Source organism: Rhodococcus sp. 21391, from assembly GCF_016772255.1.
In the GTDB taxonomy this organism is placed as follows: Bacteria; Actinomycetota; Actinomycetes; order Mycobacteriales; family Mycobacteriaceae; genus Rhodococcus_F; species Rhodococcus_F opacus.
In genome coordinates, this window is the sequence record NZ_CP063781.1 from 711989 (window position 1) to 728056 (window position 16068).

The 16068-nt window shown below is 67.7% G+C and carries 17 protein-coding genes, 1 pseudogene and 2 riboswitches; of the genes and pseudogenes, 15 read left to right on the top strand and 3 right to left on the bottom strand.

Features of this window, described 5'->3' with window-relative positions; genetic code table 11:
- Positions 1-199: 199 nt before the first annotated feature.
- From GO592_RS03385 to GO592_RS03395, 3 genes are read left to right on the top strand one after another with little or no spacing between them, the layout of a single operon-like run.
- Entirely contained in the window at positions 200-652 is a 453-nt protein-coding gene (locus GO592_RS03385; RefSeq protein WP_007296456.1) for an Rv0361 family membrane protein, read from the top strand.
- 48 nt (positions 653-700) lie between these two features.
- Positions 701-1120: a rhodanese-like domain-containing protein gene (locus tag GO592_RS03390; protein ID WP_005562410.1), complete on the top strand. Its 420-nt coding sequence runs from the start codon at positions 701-703 to the stop codon at positions 1118-1120.
- Positions 1117-2340: an O-succinylhomoserine sulfhydrylase gene (locus GO592_RS03395; protein WP_007296455.1), complete on the top strand. Its 1224-nt coding sequence runs from the start codon at positions 1117-1119 to the stop codon at positions 2338-2340. The genes GO592_RS03390 and GO592_RS03395 overlap by 4 nt, the downstream gene beginning before the upstream one ends.
- A 68-nt stretch (positions 2341-2408) precedes the next feature.
- Here the strand turns inward: GO592_RS03395 and GO592_RS03400 are convergent, their stop codons facing one another.
- Positions 2409-2729, bottom strand: a complete 321-nt coding sequence (locus GO592_RS03400) for a type VII secretion target (protein ID WP_007296454.1) — start codon at positions 2727-2729, stop codon at positions 2409-2411.
- A gap of 93 nt (positions 2730-2822) precedes the next feature.
- Here GO592_RS03400 and GO592_RS03405 point away from each other — a divergent pair, with 93 nt between their 5' ends.
- The gene (locus GO592_RS03405; RefSeq protein ID WP_007296453.1) at positions 2823-4487 is read left to right on the top strand and encodes an alpha/beta hydrolase; all 1665 of its coding nucleotides are present in this window, start codon (positions 2823-2825) and stop codon (positions 4485-4487) included.
- Between the two features lie 17 nt (positions 4488-4504).
- Positions 4505-5020 carry an LppA family lipoprotein gene (locus GO592_RS03410; protein WP_007296452.1) on the top strand — a complete coding sequence of 172 codons (516 nt, stop codon included), beginning with the start codon at positions 4505-4507 and terminating at the stop codon, positions 5018-5020.
- Between the two features lie 21 nt (positions 5021-5041).
- Here the strand turns inward: GO592_RS03410 and GO592_RS03415 are convergent, their stop codons facing one another.
- Both GO592_RS03415 and GO592_RS03420 read right to left on the bottom strand, forming a co-directional pair.
- A complete protein-coding gene (locus GO592_RS03415) occupies positions 5042-5833 on the bottom strand; it encodes an HAD-IIA family hydrolase (RefSeq protein WP_007296451.1) in 792 nt (263 codons plus the stop codon).
- 76 nt (positions 5834-5909) lie between these two features.
- Positions 5910-6677, bottom strand: coding sequence for a sulfite exporter TauE/SafE family protein (locus tag GO592_RS03420; RefSeq protein ID WP_007296450.1), 768 nt, complete (start codon positions 6675-6677; stop codon positions 5910-5912).
- 212 nt (positions 6678-6889) lie between these two features.
- Positions 6890-6986, top strand: a riboswitch (SAM riboswitch).
- A 7-nt stretch (positions 6987-6993) separates the two neighbouring features.
- Between GO592_RS03420 and GO592_RS46465 the strand changes: the two genes are divergently transcribed.
- The 10 genes and pseudogenes from GO592_RS46465 (at position 6994) to GO592_RS03460 (ending at position 16068) form a co-directional block, all read left to right on the top strand.
- A complete protein-coding gene (locus GO592_RS46465) occupies positions 6994-7068 on the top strand; it encodes a putative leader peptide (RefSeq protein WP_368681154.1) in 75 nt (24 codons plus the stop codon).
- A 145-nt stretch (positions 7069-7213) separates the two neighbouring features.
- Positions 7214-8194: an amino acid ABC transporter permease gene (locus GO592_RS03425; protein ID WP_007296449.1), complete on the top strand. Its 981-nt coding sequence runs from the start codon at positions 7214-7216 to the stop codon at positions 8192-8194.
- Positions 8191-8973, top strand: coding sequence for an amino acid ABC transporter ATP-binding protein (locus GO592_RS03430; RefSeq protein ID WP_007296448.1), 783 nt, complete (start codon positions 8191-8193; stop codon positions 8971-8973). Before GO592_RS03425 ends, GO592_RS03430 begins: the two co-directional genes overlap by 4 nt.
- A gap of 37 nt (positions 8974-9010) precedes the next feature.
- A complete protein-coding gene (locus GO592_RS03435; RefSeq protein ID WP_007296447.1) occupies positions 9011-9982 on the top strand; it encodes an ABC transporter substrate-binding protein in 972 nt (323 codons plus the stop codon).
- An 11-nt stretch (positions 9983-9993) separates the two neighbouring features.
- Positions 9994-10536, top strand: coding sequence for a GNAT family N-acetyltransferase (locus tag GO592_RS03440; RefSeq protein WP_007296446.1), 543 nt, complete (start codon positions 9994-9996; stop codon positions 10534-10536).
- Positions 10533-11594, top strand: coding sequence for an LLM class flavin-dependent oxidoreductase (locus GO592_RS03445; RefSeq protein WP_007296445.1), 1062 nt, complete (start codon positions 10533-10535; stop codon positions 11592-11594). The genes GO592_RS03440 and GO592_RS03445 overlap by 4 nt, the downstream gene beginning before the upstream one ends.
- Positions 11591-12650: pseudogene (locus GO592_RS03450) on the top strand (LLM class flavin-dependent oxidoreductase). Before GO592_RS03445 ends, GO592_RS03450 begins: the two are co-directional and overlap by 4 nt.
- Before the next feature lie 15 nt (positions 12651-12665).
- Entirely contained in the window at positions 12666-14060 is a 1395-nt protein-coding gene (locus GO592_RS03455) for an NtaA/DmoA family FMN-dependent monooxygenase (RefSeq protein WP_007296443.1), read from the top strand.
- 47 nt (positions 14061-14107) lie between these two features.
- Positions 14108-14201: riboswitch (SAM riboswitch) on the top strand.
- 4 nt (positions 14202-14205) lie between these two features.
- Positions 14206-14289, top strand: coding sequence for a putative leader peptide (locus GO592_RS46235; RefSeq protein ID WP_310794466.1), 84 nt, complete (start codon positions 14206-14208; stop codon positions 14287-14289).
- 153 nt (positions 14290-14442) lie between these two features.
- A complete protein-coding gene (locus GO592_RS03460; protein ID WP_007296442.1) occupies positions 14443-16068 on the top strand; it encodes an ABC transporter substrate-binding protein in 1626 nt (541 codons plus the stop codon).

Here is a 16068-nt window from a genome sequence, read left to right on the forward strand (position 1 = left end):
CTTCTGATGGGCGGACAACGAAACCTCAGCTTAAATTAAGCCCAGCCTAATCGGGTGGCCGAGGTGCGGCGACAGGGCAGAGCCCATTCTCGGCACGCACGCCTGTAGAGGGTAGTCGCCTTCGCGTTGGGGGGTCACAAACACGATTTGTAGGGGCTGCTCTATACACTCGTGGCCACGCCGAGATCGAAGGGAAGTCATGTCCGGTTCGAGCGAATCGCCCCAGCGCGACGCGGGAGGCACCGAAGATCCGGTGGATCCCCGGCGCACCACGGCGGTGCCGTTCATCGCCGCCGTCACCGTGATTGTCGTCATCCTCGTGGCCATCGTCGTGTCCAGCAGGCTCTCGCCCGCCGACGAGAACGTCACGGAAGCGGACCGCATCAACCGTTCGGTCGCCGACTTCATCCAGGCCCACAACCACGACGACGCCGATCTGCAGAAGACGCTGGTCTGCTCGTCGTGGTCCGACGACCGGTCGGTGCTCCGGGACCGGGAAGGCGAGGTCAGGCTGCAGGGCGTCGAGTCGTCCGAGGTCAACGGGGATCGTGCCCGGGCGGAGGTCCGGGTCAGCGCCGACGACGGCAAGGGCGAGACGACGGATACCTGGCAATTGACGCGGGACGGCGAGACATGGGTCGTCTGCAACTGACCGTTGCCCGGAAGGGCATACCGAACAGGGTTGTGAAAAGCTGACATGGTGAGTTACGCAGGCGACATAACGCCGGAGCATGCCTGGGAGCTGCTCCGCGAGAATCCCGACGCTGTGCTCGTGGATGTGCGGACGGACGCCGAGTGGAAGTACGTCGGAGTCCCCGACACCACCTCGCTCGGGCGGAAGACCGTGCTGATCGAATGGGTCAGCTACCCGACGGGCACTCGTAACGACAACTTCGTGGACCAGCTGAAGGAGGCCGGGATCGCGGGTGGCGAGAACGCCCCGGTGATCTTCCTGTGTCGCTCCGGCCAGCGGTCCATCGGTGCGGCGGAAGCCGCGACAGCGGCGGGCATCGGCCCGTCGTACAACGTGCTCGACGGTTTCGAAGGCGGCTTGGACGCCGAAGGTCACCGTGGGGCGGTCGGCTGGCGGGCTCTGGGCCTGCCGTGGAGGCAGTGGTGAGTGCAATTCCTCGAGGCGGCGCGTTTGACAAGGCGCTGCCGGACGACATCGGCCAGGGCACGATCAGCGTGCGCGGAGGAACACTCCGTTCCGGGTTCGAAGAGACGTCCGAAGCGATCTTCCTGAACTCCGGTTTCGTGTTCGAGAGCGCGGGAGCGGCCGAGGCGTCGTTCACCGGCGAGATCGACCACTTCGTCTACTCCCGGTACGGCAACCCGACCGTGAAGATGTTCGAGGAGCGGCTGCGCCTGATCGAGGGCGCAGAGGCGTGCTTCGGCACCGCCAGCGGCATGTCCGCGGTGTTCACCGCACTGGGCGCGCTGCTGAAGGCCGGCGACCGGCTGGTCGCGGCACGCAGCCTGTTCGGTTCCTGCTTCGTGGTGTGCAACGAGATCCTGCCCCGCTGGGGTGTGGAGACGGTGTTCGTCGACGGTGAAGACCTCGACCAGTGGGAGAAGGCTCTGTCCGAGCCGACCACCGCGGTGTTCTTCGAGACGCCGTCGAACCCGATGCAGACGCTCGTCGACGTGCCCCGGGTGGCGGAGCTCGCGCGTGCCGCCGGCGCAAAGGTCGTGCTGGACAACGTGTTCGCGACGCCGCTGCTGCAGCACAGCCTGGAGTTGGGTGCCGACATCGTCGTCTACTCCGGCACCAAGCACATCGACGGCCAGGGTCGCGTGCTCGGCGGGGCGATCCTCGGGCCGAAGGACTACATCGAGGGTCCCGTCCAGAACCTCATGCGCCACACCGGGCCGGCGCTCAGCCCGTTCAACGCGTGGACGCTCCTCAAGGGGCTCGAGACGATGCCGATCCGGGTGCGCCACTCCGTGGGCTCCGCACTGGAAATCGCACAGTTCCTCGAGGACCACTCCGCGGTCGACTGGGTCAAGTACCCGTTCCTCGAATCGCACCCCCAGCACGAACTCGCCAAGCGGCAGATGAGCGGCGGCGGCACCGTCGTCACCTTCGCGCTGAACGCATCCGAGGGCGAAGCGAAGAAGCGGGCATTCGAACTCCTCGACGCCCTGCGGCTGGTCAACATCTCCAACAACCTCGGCGACTCCAAGTCGCTCATCACCCACCCGGCCACCACCACCCACCGGGCGATGGGCCCGGAAGGTCGTGCAGCCGTGGGCATCACCGACGGCGTCGTCCGGCTGTCCGTGGGACTCGAAGACACCGCCGACCTGCTGACGGATCTGGAGCAGGCGCTGGCATAGGCGGCTCCGCCGCCCGTGCGCCTTTCTGGTTGTTCCGGCAACCACAAAGGCGCACGGGCGCGAAGCGCCTACAGGTTGAGGCTCGTGACCGGCGGGACCGCGTCGAGGTGCCCGGCGATGGCCCCGTCCTGCGTGTCGTACCGGCGCGCGCACTCGTCGAGACTCGTCGACATCTCGGCCACAGACTGCTGCAACAACTCCCGCCGATCGTCCAGGTAGGACGTGAACCGACCGAACGCGGCCCCGGCCGCCTCCGGCCACGCCGCACCCGAGTCGGCGAGGGCCGCGTCGGTGGTGTTCAGCTGAGAGGACGCATCATCGAACAGGACGTCGAGCTTACCGGCCGCCGCGCGTAGGGCCGCCGTGTCGACGTGGATGGAACCGCTCATTTTCGATCCTTCGTGTCGGTCGAGACGAGATCGGACTCCCGCGGACGCGATCGATCCGTTAGGGTACGGGCATTATGCATCCTGGGGGGGATCGTGAATCTGAGGGACATAGTCCAGTGGGACACCCGCGCGCTGCAGGCCGTGCAACGGTCGCTGTCGGTGCGGGCGGCGACGATCCGTTTCGTGCAGGACGGTCTCGCGGACATCGGCCGGTTGCCGGCGTGGCAGGACGACGCCGCGGACGCCGCACGTCGGCGGTTCCGGATCGTCGCGGATGATCTGAGCGGTGAGGCGACGGCGATCGCCGTCGTCGAGAGGCTGGCCCGCGACCTGGTCGACGCGGTCACGCACCTGAAAGCCGAGGTCGGCGGCCTCCGGGAAGCGGCTGCCGCCCACGGGATGGTCCTGTCGGACAACGGGGACATCATCGATGCGCCTGGACCACCGGTCGACGCTGCGGCAACACGGCGGGACGAACTTCGTGCCGCCGCCCGGGCGTTGATCCTGCAGGCGGAGGACCTCGTCGCCGACGCGGCCGCTGTCCTGGCGCGGGCCGCGGACGGCGCGGCCGAACCCGGTGAGACGGATCGCGCGGGCACCGGACTGCCCGCCCCTGCGCCGCCGCCGGACGGCTCCCCGCTCGACAACCGCGAGTACTGGGAGGCGCTGCCGGCAGCCCAGCGCCGCGAGGTGATCGAGCAGCATCCCGAGTGGGTGGGCAGTCGCGACGGCATCCCGTCCGCGGTGCGGCACGAGGCGAACGTGAGCCGGTTCGACGACGAGCGGTCGCGATGGGAGGCGGAACGGGTCCGGCTCCGGGACAGGCTGGACCGCAACAAGTTCGGTGGAGCCTTCACCGAAGACGACGCCCGGCTGTGGTACGCCGAGCAGAAGTTGCGGGACCTCGACGACCTCGAGAAGCTCGTGCGCGATCGTCCGGACGGCAGACTGATGCTGCTCGACCTGCAGTCGGGGGAACGGACGATGGCCGCGTTCGCACTCGGCGACCCGGACACCGCCGACCACATCTCCGTCACCACACCGGGCATCGACACGACGGTCGCCTCGCTGCGCGGGATGACCGAGGAGGCGGCGGCGCTGAAGGCCGAGACCGAACGGCAATTGGACCTGGCCGGCCGCACCGGCGACACGGTGTCGACGATCGCGTGGCTGGGGTATCAGCCGCCGACCACCACCGGTCCGGGCAATTACGACGTGCCGTTCATCGACCAGAATCTCGGTCGCGGATGGCTCGTCGATTCCTGGCAGTCCGACCGCGCGACCGCGGGTGCCCCGAAGCTCGCCTCGTTCTACGAGGGTCTTGACATTGCTTCCCGGACGCCCGATCCGCATATCACCGCGCTCGGCCATTCGTATGGTTCGTACACCCAGGGACTGGCCCTGCAGGACGCGGGACCGCGTCAACCGGTCGACGACGCCGTGTTCTACGGGTCGCCCGGGTTCGACGCGAACGACGAATCGGATCTCGGTTTGGCACCCCGGCACGGGTTCGTGATGCGCGCACACGACGACCCCATCACCGTGGCAGACGGGTTCGGCAGGCTCGGCCCCGATCCGGTGCAGACGCACCTCGAGCAACTGTCGGTGCGCGAGGCGGCGACCCCGGACGGTGTACAGCGCGAAGATGCCAACGGGCACAGCGAGTATCCACGGCCGAGTGGCAACGGAGAGCTGCGGACGTCCGGCTACAACATGGCGGTGATCGTCGCGGGCATGCCGGAACTGGCGATCAGGTGACGGATGGCGGGTGGGCAGTGAAGGCGGTCGCCGCGATCGGTGCGGCGATCCTGACGAGCGGATGTGGTGGCGTGACGGACAACCCGTACAACTTCAGCGACGAGGAGATCGCGGCGGCGGCAGCGAGCCTGAGCGACCGGCCGACACTCGCGGTCACCGAGCGGCAGGTCACCGATGCGCTGGTGCGGATCAGCGAGGCCGTCGCTGCGATTGCACCGGATGTCCGGTGGCAGTGGCATCGCGAACGCAGCCAGGGCGGCGGATGCCCGGGACCGTATGCGTACGCGGAGGGGCTTTCCGTCACCACGCAGGTATTGCTGTCCGACACTCCGATCGGCGACGCGGACTGGCCCGCCGTGCTGGCCGCGGCCCGTGCGATCGCCACCGACGCCGGAATGGATCGGCTCGACGTGCACGCCGACCGACCCGGACGCCACGACGTGACGTTCGCCGGTGGAGACGGGAACCGGATCACGTTCGGGACGTACAGGGCAGCGACCATCAGGGGCGTCACCGGCTGCCGCCACCCGTGAGTACTTGTCAACGTCCCGCGGTTAAGAAGTACTCACGGGTGGCGGAGCCGCATCGCCGAACGGATCCGACGTGCGGCCGACCAGATCGGCGACCGATTTGAGCACCGCGGTGGGGCGGTAGGGGAACAGTTCCACCGAATCCCGCGTCGAAATTCCGGTGAGGACGAGGATGGTCTGCAGCCCGGCCTCGAGCCCGCAGACGATGTCGGTGTCCATGCGATCGCCGATCATCAGCGTGTTCGCGGAGTGCGCGCCGATGGCCCGCAGCGCCGAGCGCATCATCAGCGCATTCGGCTTGCCCACGTAATACGGGTCGCGGCCGGTGGCCCTGCTGATCAGTGCCGCAACGGATCCCGTGGCCGGAAGGGAACCCTCCCGGGACGGGCCGGTGGGGTCGGGGTTGGTGGCGATGAAGCGAGCGCCCCTCTCCACCAGACGAATTGCGGTGGTGATCGCTTCGAAGGAGTAGGTGCGGGTCTCGCCGAGGACCACGTAGTCGGGATCGTTGTCGGTGAGAACGTACCCGATGTCGTGCAGTGCGGTGGTGAGCCCGGATTCCCCGACGACGTACGCGCTGCCGCCGGGGCGCTGGTTCGCCAGGAACGTCGCGGTGGCCAGGGCGGACGTCCAGATCGATTCCTCGGGAATGTCCAGGCCGGTGCGGAGCAGACGGGCGCGGAGGTCACGCGGAGTCCTGATCGAATTGTTGGTCAGAACGATGAACGGGGTACCGGATTCCCGGAGTTCGGCCAGGAACAGGTCGGCCCCGGGGACCAGGTGCTCTTCGTGGACGAGAACGCCGTCCATGTCCATCAGATAGGTCCAGCCCGGGTGCTCTACGTCTTTGCTCACCGACTCAGTATGAGGGACCGGGAGGGTGCATGCGCGACTATGCGAGCAGCCGGAACAGACCGACGAGGCCGACGACGACGATGGTTCCCCGCAATGCGGTCGGCGACAGCCTGCGGCCGTAGCGGGCGCCGAGGACACCTCCGAGCAGCGAGCCCACCGCGATCAGGCCGGCGGCCGCCCAGCTGATCCGGTCGAAGGCCACGAGCGTGTACGCGGTCGCGGCGACGACGTTGACGATGAGCGAGAGCAGGTTCTTCGCGCCGTTCATCCGTTGCAGGCTCTCCGGCAGGATCGCGCCCATCACACCCATCAGCAGGATGCCCTGCGCGGCGGTGAAGTATCCGCCGTACACGCCCACGGCGAACGTCCCGACGGTCAGCGAGGTGAGGCGCGCCGGGCTCAGGCCCGCCTCGTGGCTGCCGCGCTGCTTCGCCCAGGCCTGGATCTTCGGCTGCAGCACCACCAGGATCAGGGCGAGGATGAGCAGCACCGGGACGACGAGTTCGAACACGGTTTCGGGTAGGTGCAGCAGTAGCCACGAGCCGAGAACCGCACCGCACAGTGACGCCGGGATCTGCCACCGCAGCCGCCGTCCCTGCCCGGCCAGTTCCCGCCGGTACCCCCACGTGCCGGATACGCCACCGGCGACCAGGCCGATCGCGTTCGACATCGTGGCGGTCACCGGAGGGAACCCGAACGCCACCAGGGTGGGGAAGGTGATGAGCGTGCCGCTGCCGACGATGGCGTTGATCGCGCCCGCGCCTACACCGGCTACCAGGATCGCGATGACTTCGAGTGGTGTCACCGAGGCGACGTTACAAGGGCCTCGGAAGGCTCGGCAGCCGGGTTGCACGACCGCAGAGATACAGGGCTGCACGCACAATCGAACCGCATGGACCTTCGTCTGTCAGTACTTCTGCGCACGGTGATTCTTGCGGCCGATCGGCACCATTTCCCCTGTGTTGCAGGGAAATACCCCGTGTTGACGAGGTTCGGGAATGCGGCTAGTGTTCGCTTCAACCATCCAGAGCGACCGAGAGACCTGGCTCGTTGACGTCGCAGCAACCCTTCCGAATTCTTCGGGTGCGGGTGCTACCGCCGGGATCGATGGAAGGCAGCACATGAACTACCTCGCGCGCCCTGCGTGGCGCAGACGGCACATCGACCTGTGCCGGACCACCTCCTGCCACTGTTGACGAGGTCTCACAGCACGCTCACCGGGCATTTCGCCCGGTGAGCGCCTGACGCGCGCCCGCATCCCGCGGAAGACGCGCCCTCCTCCAGTCCCGTTTCCAGGTGAAAGGCCGCCTCAGTGATGTCTGTCGTAAGTGGTGAGGGAGCGTGAGCGCCCCCGTTCGGGCGCGTTCGGCCGCGCCCCTCGATTCAGTGCCCTCCGGCGACGGGGACGCCGCGCTGGAAGTGGCGCGGAGGTGGCATCCGTGGCGGTGGGTCGTCAGCGCCGCCGTGCTGGTACTGCTCGCCCAGTTCGTCCACGGCCTCGCGACCAACCCGGGATGGGACTGGGCGACGTTCGCCAAGTACTTCACCGCCGGCTCCGTGCCGCAGGCCCTGTGGATGACGGTGAAGCTGACATTGTGGGGGACGATCCTCGGATTCGCACTCGGTGTGGTGCTGGCGGTCAGCCGCTTGTCGCACAACCCGGTGCTGCAGGTGATCGCCTGGGTGTACATCTGGGCGTTCCGGTCGATTCCGCTGATCGTGCAGCTTCTGTTCTGGTTCAACATCACGTACCTGTATCAGACTCTGTCGCTGGGCATTCCGTTCGGACCGGGGTTCTTCACATTCGAGGTCAACGGCGTCATCAGCGGCTTCACCGCCGCCGTCATCGGTCTGGCCCTGCACCAGGCCGCGTACTCCGCCGAGATCATCCGCTCCGGCATCATCTCGGTGGACCACGGGCAGGTCGAGGCGGCGCAGTCGCTGGGCATTCCGCGCCGACGCCAGTTCTTCAAGATCGTTCTGCCCCAGGCTATGCGCGGCATCCTGCCGAACGCAGCGAACGAGGTGATCAGCCTGTTCAAGGGCACCTCGATCGTGTCGACGATGGCGATCGCCGAACTGTTCTACCAGGTTCAGGTGATCTTCGGCCGCAACGGCCGCGTCGTACCGCTGCTGATGGTCGCGACGATCTGGTACATCATCCTGACCACGCTGTTGTCGATCGGCCAGTACTACGTCGAGCGGCACTACGCGCGCGGATCGGCTCGGGCACTGCCGCCGACTCCGTGGCAGAAGCTCACCCGGAAGTTCGCCGAGATCCGTGACGCCGGTGTCTCCGTACCGAGAGGTGCCACGAAATGACGGTCGAAGCCAATCCGGCGGAGTTCGCGGTGGAAGTCCGCGGAGTCCACAAGTCGTTCGGCGCACTCGAAGTCCTGCAGGGGGTGGACCTGCTGGTCCGCAAGGGTGAGGTGACGGTGATCCTGGGGCCTTCGGGTTCCGGCAAGTCCACGCTGCTGCGCACGCTCAACCACCTGGAGAAGGTCGACCGGGGCACCATCCGCATCGACGGCGACCTCATCGGCTATCGGCGCAAGGGCAACAAACTGCACGAACTGCGTGAACGCGAGATCCTGAAGCAGCGTTCCCGGATCGGATTCGTGTTCCAGAACTTCACTCTGTTCCCCCACCTCACGGTGCTGGAGAACGTGATCGAGGCGCCGGTGTCAGCGCAGGGCCGCGACCGCGCCGAGGTCGAGGCCGAGGCGATCGCGCTGCTGGAACGGGTCGGCGTGCGCGACAAGGCCCACGAGTACCCGCGACAACTGTCCGGCGGCCAGCAGCAGCGGGTCGCGATCGCGCGGGCCCTCGCACTGCGCCCGGCGGTGATCCTGTTCGACGAGCCCACGTCGGCCCTCGACCCCGAACTGGTCGGTGAGGTCCTCGCCGTGATCAAACAACTGGCACGGGACGGCGCGACCCTCGTGATCGTCACCCACGAGGTGGGCTTCGCGCGGGAGGTCGCCGACACGGCGGTCTTCATGGACGCCGGCGTCGTCGTGGAACAGGGCCCGCCCTCGCAGGTCATCGACAACCCGCAGCACGCCCGCACCACAGCATTCCTCTCCCGAGTTCTCTGATTCTCCACACCTCGGTGTGGATCCCCGAAAGGCACACATGTCCACCGCACGGTTCCGTACGAAGATTCTGGCCTCGGCCCTCACCACCGTCGCGCTGCTCGCCGCCGCGTGCGGGGGCGGCGACATCGAGGACGAGGGATCGGGGCCGACCTCGGCCGCCGGATACAACCTCACCGCAGACCAGAATCGCATCACCACCGACGAGGTCGAGTCGATCGCCGCGAAGGTTCCCCAGCAGATCCGCGACCGCGGCACGCTCATCGTGACTGGCAGCGCCGGTTCCGCCCCGCCCCTGCGTTTCTACGCCGACGACGACAAGACGCTCATCGGCTCGGAGACCGACTTCGCGTACCTGATCGGCGACGTTCTCGGGTTGAAGGTCGATCTCCAGGCCGCCGACTGGGCGCAGAACTTCGTCCGGATCGACTCGGGGGAGGCCGACGCGCTCATCTCGAACGTCACCGTCACCGAGGAGCGGAAGGAGAAGTACGACTTCTCGACGTACCGCCTCGACACGGTCGCGTTCGAGACGAAAAAGGACAGCGGAATTCAGATAAAGGAGCCCAAGGACGTCGCGGGCCTGAAGATCGCGGTCTCCTCCGGCACCAATCAGGAAGCGCTGCTGGTGAAGTGGAGCGAGCAGAACGTCGCTGCGGGGCTCGAACCCACCGACATCACCTATTACCAGAACGTCACCGACTACTACCTTCCCCTCGCGTCGGGCCGGATCGACGCCTACTTCGGGCCCAACCCGTCCTCGTCGTTCCACGTGGCGCAGGCAGGGGAGAGCGAGATCGCCGGAACGTTCTCGGGAGCCGGCGACGCCCTCCAGGGTGAGATCGCCGTGCTCACCAAGAAGGACAACGGACTGGTTACCGCCGTCAACGAGGCCATCAATCACATCATCGAGAACGGCACGTATGCACAGGTTCTCGACCGCTGGAACATCGCGAGCGAGGCCGTCGGCACGTCGGTCGTCAACCCGCCCGGACTCCCGAAGACCAGCTGACAGGAGGACCAGTGACCGAGAGGACCGAATCCGTGCAGACCGTGTTCGTCGATCAGACGGATCCACTGGCCGCACCGCTGCTCGAAGAACTGGCGATCGAGTACAGCACTCGGTACGAGCGCACCCGCGACGAGATCTACGAAAATCTCAGCACGTATCCGGCGGAGGAGTTCGCCGCACCGGGTGGCGCGTTGCTCGTCGTGGTCGAGGACGGGACGTCCGTGGCGGGCGGGGCCTTCCGCCGCTACGACGACACAACTGCCGAACTCAAACGGATCTGGACCTCGTCGGCACACCGCCGCCGCGGCCTCGGACGAATCGTGCTGCGGGAGCTCGAGGCCGAGATCGTCCGGGCCGGCTATTCCCGCATCTTCCTCACCACGGGGCCGCGGCAGCCCGAGGCGGTGGCCCTGTATCTGGCGGCGGGGTACACGGCACTGTTCGACCGCTCCCTCCCACCGCAGGACGTCGGAATCCACGGTTTCGAGAAGATCCTGCACACCGCTATCGCTCTGCCTTCCGCCTGTGCCGCAAAGGAGTACGAGTCCGTATGAAATTTCTGCTGATGAGCCTGATCACTCACCAACCGGATCCGGTGACAGGGGAGAAGATCGGCACCGCAGCCAGGCTGCAGGAGGTCGTGGAGTCCGCCGTCCTCGCCGAGCAACTCGGGTACGACGGGTTCGCGGTGGGCGAGCGCCACGAACATCCCTTCCTGTCCTCGTCCCCACCCGTGGTGCTCAGCGCCATCGCGGCGCGCACCAGCACGCTGCAGTTGTGGACGGCGGTGACCACGCTGAGCCTGCTCGACCCCGTCCGTGCGTTCGAGGACTACTCGACGCTGGACAACCTGTCGGGCGGCCGGCTGCAGCTCATCATCGGCAAGGGCAACGGCACCGCGCAGGCGGAGCTGTTCCAGGTCACCCCGGACGATCAGTGGGACCGCAACCGCGAGGGCTACGAACTGTTCCGGCAGTTGTGGGAGAGCGAGGACGTCACCTGGGAAGGCACGTTCCGGCCGTCTCTCGAGCACGCCGTCGCACTGCCGCGCCCGCTGCAGCGGCGGATCCGGATCTGGCACGGCAGCGCGACGAGCAAGGAATCAGTGGATCTCGCTGCCCGCTACGGTGATCCGATCTTCTCCGCGAACGTCACGTACCCCATCGACTCGTACGCCGAACTCGTCCGGCACTACCGCGAACGGTGGGCCCACTACGGTCACGATCCCGCCGACGCCCTCGTCGGCGCCGGAACTGCCGGGTTCTACGTGACGCCGAACTCACAGGATACGCTCGACGTGTGGCGGCCGATTCACGCCGCTCGCCTCGACTTCGCCCGCAGGGCAGGACTTCCGGTGGTGTTCGAGACCGTCGAGGACTTCGTCGAACGCAGCTCCGCACTGATCGGCAGCCCGCAGCAGGTGATCGACAAGGTGCAGCGCTACCACGAGCAGTTCGGCCACGAGGTGATCCACCTGAGCGCTGACCGCGTCGGCAGCGACAAGCAGCACCGCGAAAGCCTGGAGCTGTTCCAGGCCGAGGTGGCACCCGCGCTGCGCGAGACCATTCCGAGCCGACCCCTCACGGCCGGCACCGAGGAGGAAACCGCATGAGCCTGGTTCTGGGCATCGAACTCGACGGCGAGGGTGCGCATCCCGAAGCCTGGCGGCGAGCCGCGCACACACCGGACCGGTTGCTGACCGGGCGAACGGTGGCGGACCGGGTCGCGGCAGCGGAGAACGCCGGGTTCACGTTCGCCTCCTTCGGCGATTCGCTCCTGCCCCCCCGGCGCCGACGGGGGACCCGTGGGCCGGATCGACGCGGTGAACCGCGCAGCGTTCGTCGCCGCGGCCACCAGCACGATCGGTCTCGTACCGGTCGTCGGCACCACATACGCCGAGCCGTTCCACACGTCCTCCCAGCTCGCGACGCTCGACTACGCGTCGCGCGGTCGTGGCGGCTGGATCGCAGCCCGCGACACCGACCCGCGGGTCGCGAGCGCACTGGGCCGACCCGAGGTCACCGCACCCGCCGACCTCGCGCGGGAGGAACGGGACGCGATCACCGTGGTCCGGGACCTGTGGGATTCGTGGGAGGACGACGCGGTGATCCGCGACCACGCTACCGGGCGTTTCGTCGACCGCGACCGATTGCACTACATCGACTTCCAGTGTGAGACCTACTCGGTGAAGGGTCCGGCCATCGTGCCACGACCGCCGCAGGGGCAACTGGTGGTGTTCGGCTCCGAGGGGAACACGGATCCGTCGCTGGTCGACGTGGTGCTGGTGTCCGGACCGACACTCGAGGACACCAGCGCGGCCGCCGGGCGCGCGAAGGCAGGCGGCGCACCGCTGGTGTTCGCCGAACTGGATGTGGCACTCGGCTCGTCCCCCCCTGCCCCGCCGAGCGGACGGCTGTCGTTCGCCGGCGATGCCACCGGGCTGCTGGAACTGCTGCGCGCCCTGGATGCGCACGTCGACGGTGTGCGCCTGCATCCCGCCGTCGTCGACGAGGATCTTCCGGTGCTCGCGCGGTCCGTGGTCCCGGCACTCCTGCGCGCCGGCATCGCCCACCGCCCCGTCCCCGGTTCGACCCTGCGCAGCACGCTCGGCCTCGACCGTCCCGTCACCCGATTCCAGGCCGAGCGCCTCGAAGACTCCTCTCGCTGAAAGGTTGTGGAGAACATGACCGACAACTCGTACGCCAGACCCGGCGCCCAGGTGCACTTCGGTGTCTTCTTCCAGGGCGTCAACCACACGACGATCTGGTCCGATCCGTCGAGCGGATCGCAGATCGACTTCGAAACGTTCCGTCGGGTGGCACTGACCGCCGAGAGGGGCCTGTTCGACGCCTTCTTCCTCGGTGAGGGCCTGCGCCTGCGGGAACAGGAAGGCAAGATCCTCGATCTCGACATCGTGGGCAGGCCGGACGCGATCACCCAGCTCGCGGCGCTGGCCGGCATCACCCGGCACATCGGGTTGGTGGCCACCCAGAACACCACCTACAACGAGCCGGCCGACCTCGCCCGGCGGCTGTCCGGGCTGGACCTGCTGTCCGGTGGCCGTGCCGGCTGGAACGCCGTCACCACGGACAACGCGTGGACCGGTGAGAACTTCCGGCGCGGCGGCTTCCTCGATCACGCGGACAGGTACGAGCGGGCCGGGCAGTTCCTCGACACCGCCCGGGCGATCTGGGATGCGTGGGCCGACGGCGCGGTCGCGACGAGCACCGACGCGCCGTCGTGGTCGACCCCGGACGGGGTGCGGGAGGTGTCCCGGCGCACGCCGCAGTTCGACGTCACGATCACTCCCACGCTGCCGCGCAGCGCCCAGGGGCATCCCGTCATCTTCCAGGCCGGCGACTCACCGGCGGGCAGGGACTTCGCGGCCGCGCACACCGACGTGATCTTCTCCCGGCACGGAACGCATTTCGGCGAGGCGCTCGCCTTCGCCGAGGACATCAGGGCGAGACTGCGTCGTGCCGGGCGCCCCGAGGACGACGTCAAGATTCTGCCGGGCACGCAGATCGTGCTCGCGGAGAACGCGTCCGAGGTGGAGGAGAAGGTGCGCTGGGTTCTCGAGGGCCAGTACACCGGGCAGACGGCGTTGTCTCTGGTCGGGCAGGTGTGGGGCCGCGATCTGTCCGATCGCGACCCGGACGGTCCACTGCCCGAATTCGATCCGGTGCCCGCGCCGATCTCCGTCACCCGCGGCGCGGCGCGTGACGGAAAGGATCCGCTCGCCATCGCCCGGGAATGGCGGGCCCTGGCAGAGGCACAGAACCTGTCGCTGCGTCAGGTCGCGATCGCGACCACCCAGCGGTCCGGTTTCGCGGGCACCCCCGGGCAGGTCGCCGACGAACTCACCCGGTGGGTTCGCAGTGGGGCCACGGACGGGTTCAACATCTCGCCGTATCTGGTGCCCACCGGACTCGACGAGATCGTCGACCTGCTGGTGCCCAAATTGCAGGAGCGAGGCTCGTACCGAACGGAATACGAAGGCTCCACCCTGCGCGAACATCTCGGTCTCCGCCCCGCTCTGTCGCGGCGGGAACTCCCGCCCCGGCAGGCAGTGGGGTAACGGGGGTCCGTGTGGCGCGGCGACCGGCGATCTCTTACACTCGGTAACGACCATCCAGAGCGACCGAGAGACCTGGCTCGTTGACGTCGCAGCAACCCCCCGCCCTGCGGGTGCGGGTGCTACCGCCGGGATCGATGGAGGAACGATGTTGACCGAAGGTTTCGTGAGCGCCTGGGGGCGTCTCCACGTCGATCTCTGCCGGCTGTCCACCTCGATCTGTCACAGCTGACCTGACACCCCGATCCGTCGGGGTTCCGGCTCTTCACACCGCATCCGCGTCGGATCCGGTGTCCCTCACCTTCCTGTGCGCGTGAGCGCTGCCGAATAGTCTCGGCAGCGCGCACGGCACTTCTTCGAGATCACGGAGTTCTCGGTGCCATCAGTGCTTTTGTCCTCGCCCTACCGCATCGCAGCAGGTATCGGTGCCGCTGCCGTGCTGGCCACGGCACTCACCGCCTGCGGTGGCGGTTCCAGCAGTCCCTCCGCGGATGCGGGCCCCGCACAGCCGGGCGGCACACTCCGCTACGGCCTGTCCCAGGCACCCACGTGCGCCGACCCGGCGCAGTCAGGCACGAACCAGACGATCTACGTGGCCCGTCAGGTGGTGGACTCGCTCACCGACCAGGACCCGGCAACGGGTGAACTGAAGCCGTGGCTCGCCGAGAGCTGGGAAACCGACGCCGACGCGTCCTCCTTCACGTTCCACCTGAAGGAGGGGGTGACGTTCAGTGACGGAACACCTTTCACCGCGGAGTCGGTGAAGAAGAATCTCGACGCCATCGTGAACGCCCTCTCCGGCGCCAAGGCCCCGCTCGGTGCCAGCTACCTCGCCGGTTACACCGGTACCACCGTGATCGACCCGCTGACCGCGCAGGTCGACTTCGCCGCACCCAACGCGCAGTTCCTTCAGGCGTCGTCCACCCCGCAGCTGGGCATCCTGTCCGATGCGTCCGTCGTGAGGTCCGCCGAAGAGCGGTGCACCGGCAACATCTCGGGCACCGGGCCGTTCACGTACGCCGACTACCAGCAGGACAAGTCGGTCACCCTCGCCAAGCGTGCCGGATACAACTGGGGTTCGGACGTGTTCGGCCACGACGGCGAGGCCTACCTCGACACCATCGAGTTCAGTGTCGTGCCCGAATCCGGCGTCCGCACGGGCAGCCTGTCCTCGGGACAGCTGGACGCGATCAGCGACGCGTTGCCGCAGGACGCCCCGCAGATCGAAGGCGCGGGCGGGCAGGTGCTCACCACGTCGAACCCCGGGACCCCGTTCGGCTTCCAGCCCAACGTGACTCGCGGACCGCTCGTCGACCCCGTCGTGCGCAGCGCGCTGGTCCCGGCGATCAACCGGCAGGAACTGGTCGACACCGTGCTCGGGCCCAACTTCACGCCCGCCACCAGCACGCTGGCCAGCCGCACCCCCGGCTACGTGTCGCTGCCGGACGTGACGTACGACCCGGAGAAGGCGAAGTCGATTCTGGATCAGGCGGGCTGGGTTCCCGGTGCCGACGGCATCCGGGAGAAGGGCGGTCAGAAGCTGAGCTTCCCCGTTCTGTTCAGCTCGGTGTTCGCCGGCAACCAGGCCATTCTCGAACTGGTGCAGCAGCAGCTCAAAGAGGTGGGAGTGGATCTGCAGCTGAATCTCGTGTCCACTCCTGAGGCCACCGCCCGCCAGAATGCCAAGGACTTCGACGCCACCTACTACAACAGCACCCGCGCCGACGGTGACATCCTCCGCACCCAGTTCGGCCTCGAGGGCCGCAACCTGAACAACCGCGGACCGATTCCCGCGCTCGACGACGTGCTCGCGAAGCAGCTCGCCACCACCGACACCACCGAGCGGAGCGCGCTCGTCGCCGACGCCCAGCAGCAGGTGCTCGACAACGGCCTGTGGATCCCCACGGTGGAGTTGTCGCAGGCGATCGGCGCCGGCCCGAACGTGCAGGACCTGAAGTTCGAGGCCTCGGCCCGGCTCCAGTTCTTCGACACCTGGATCAGCGGACGCTGA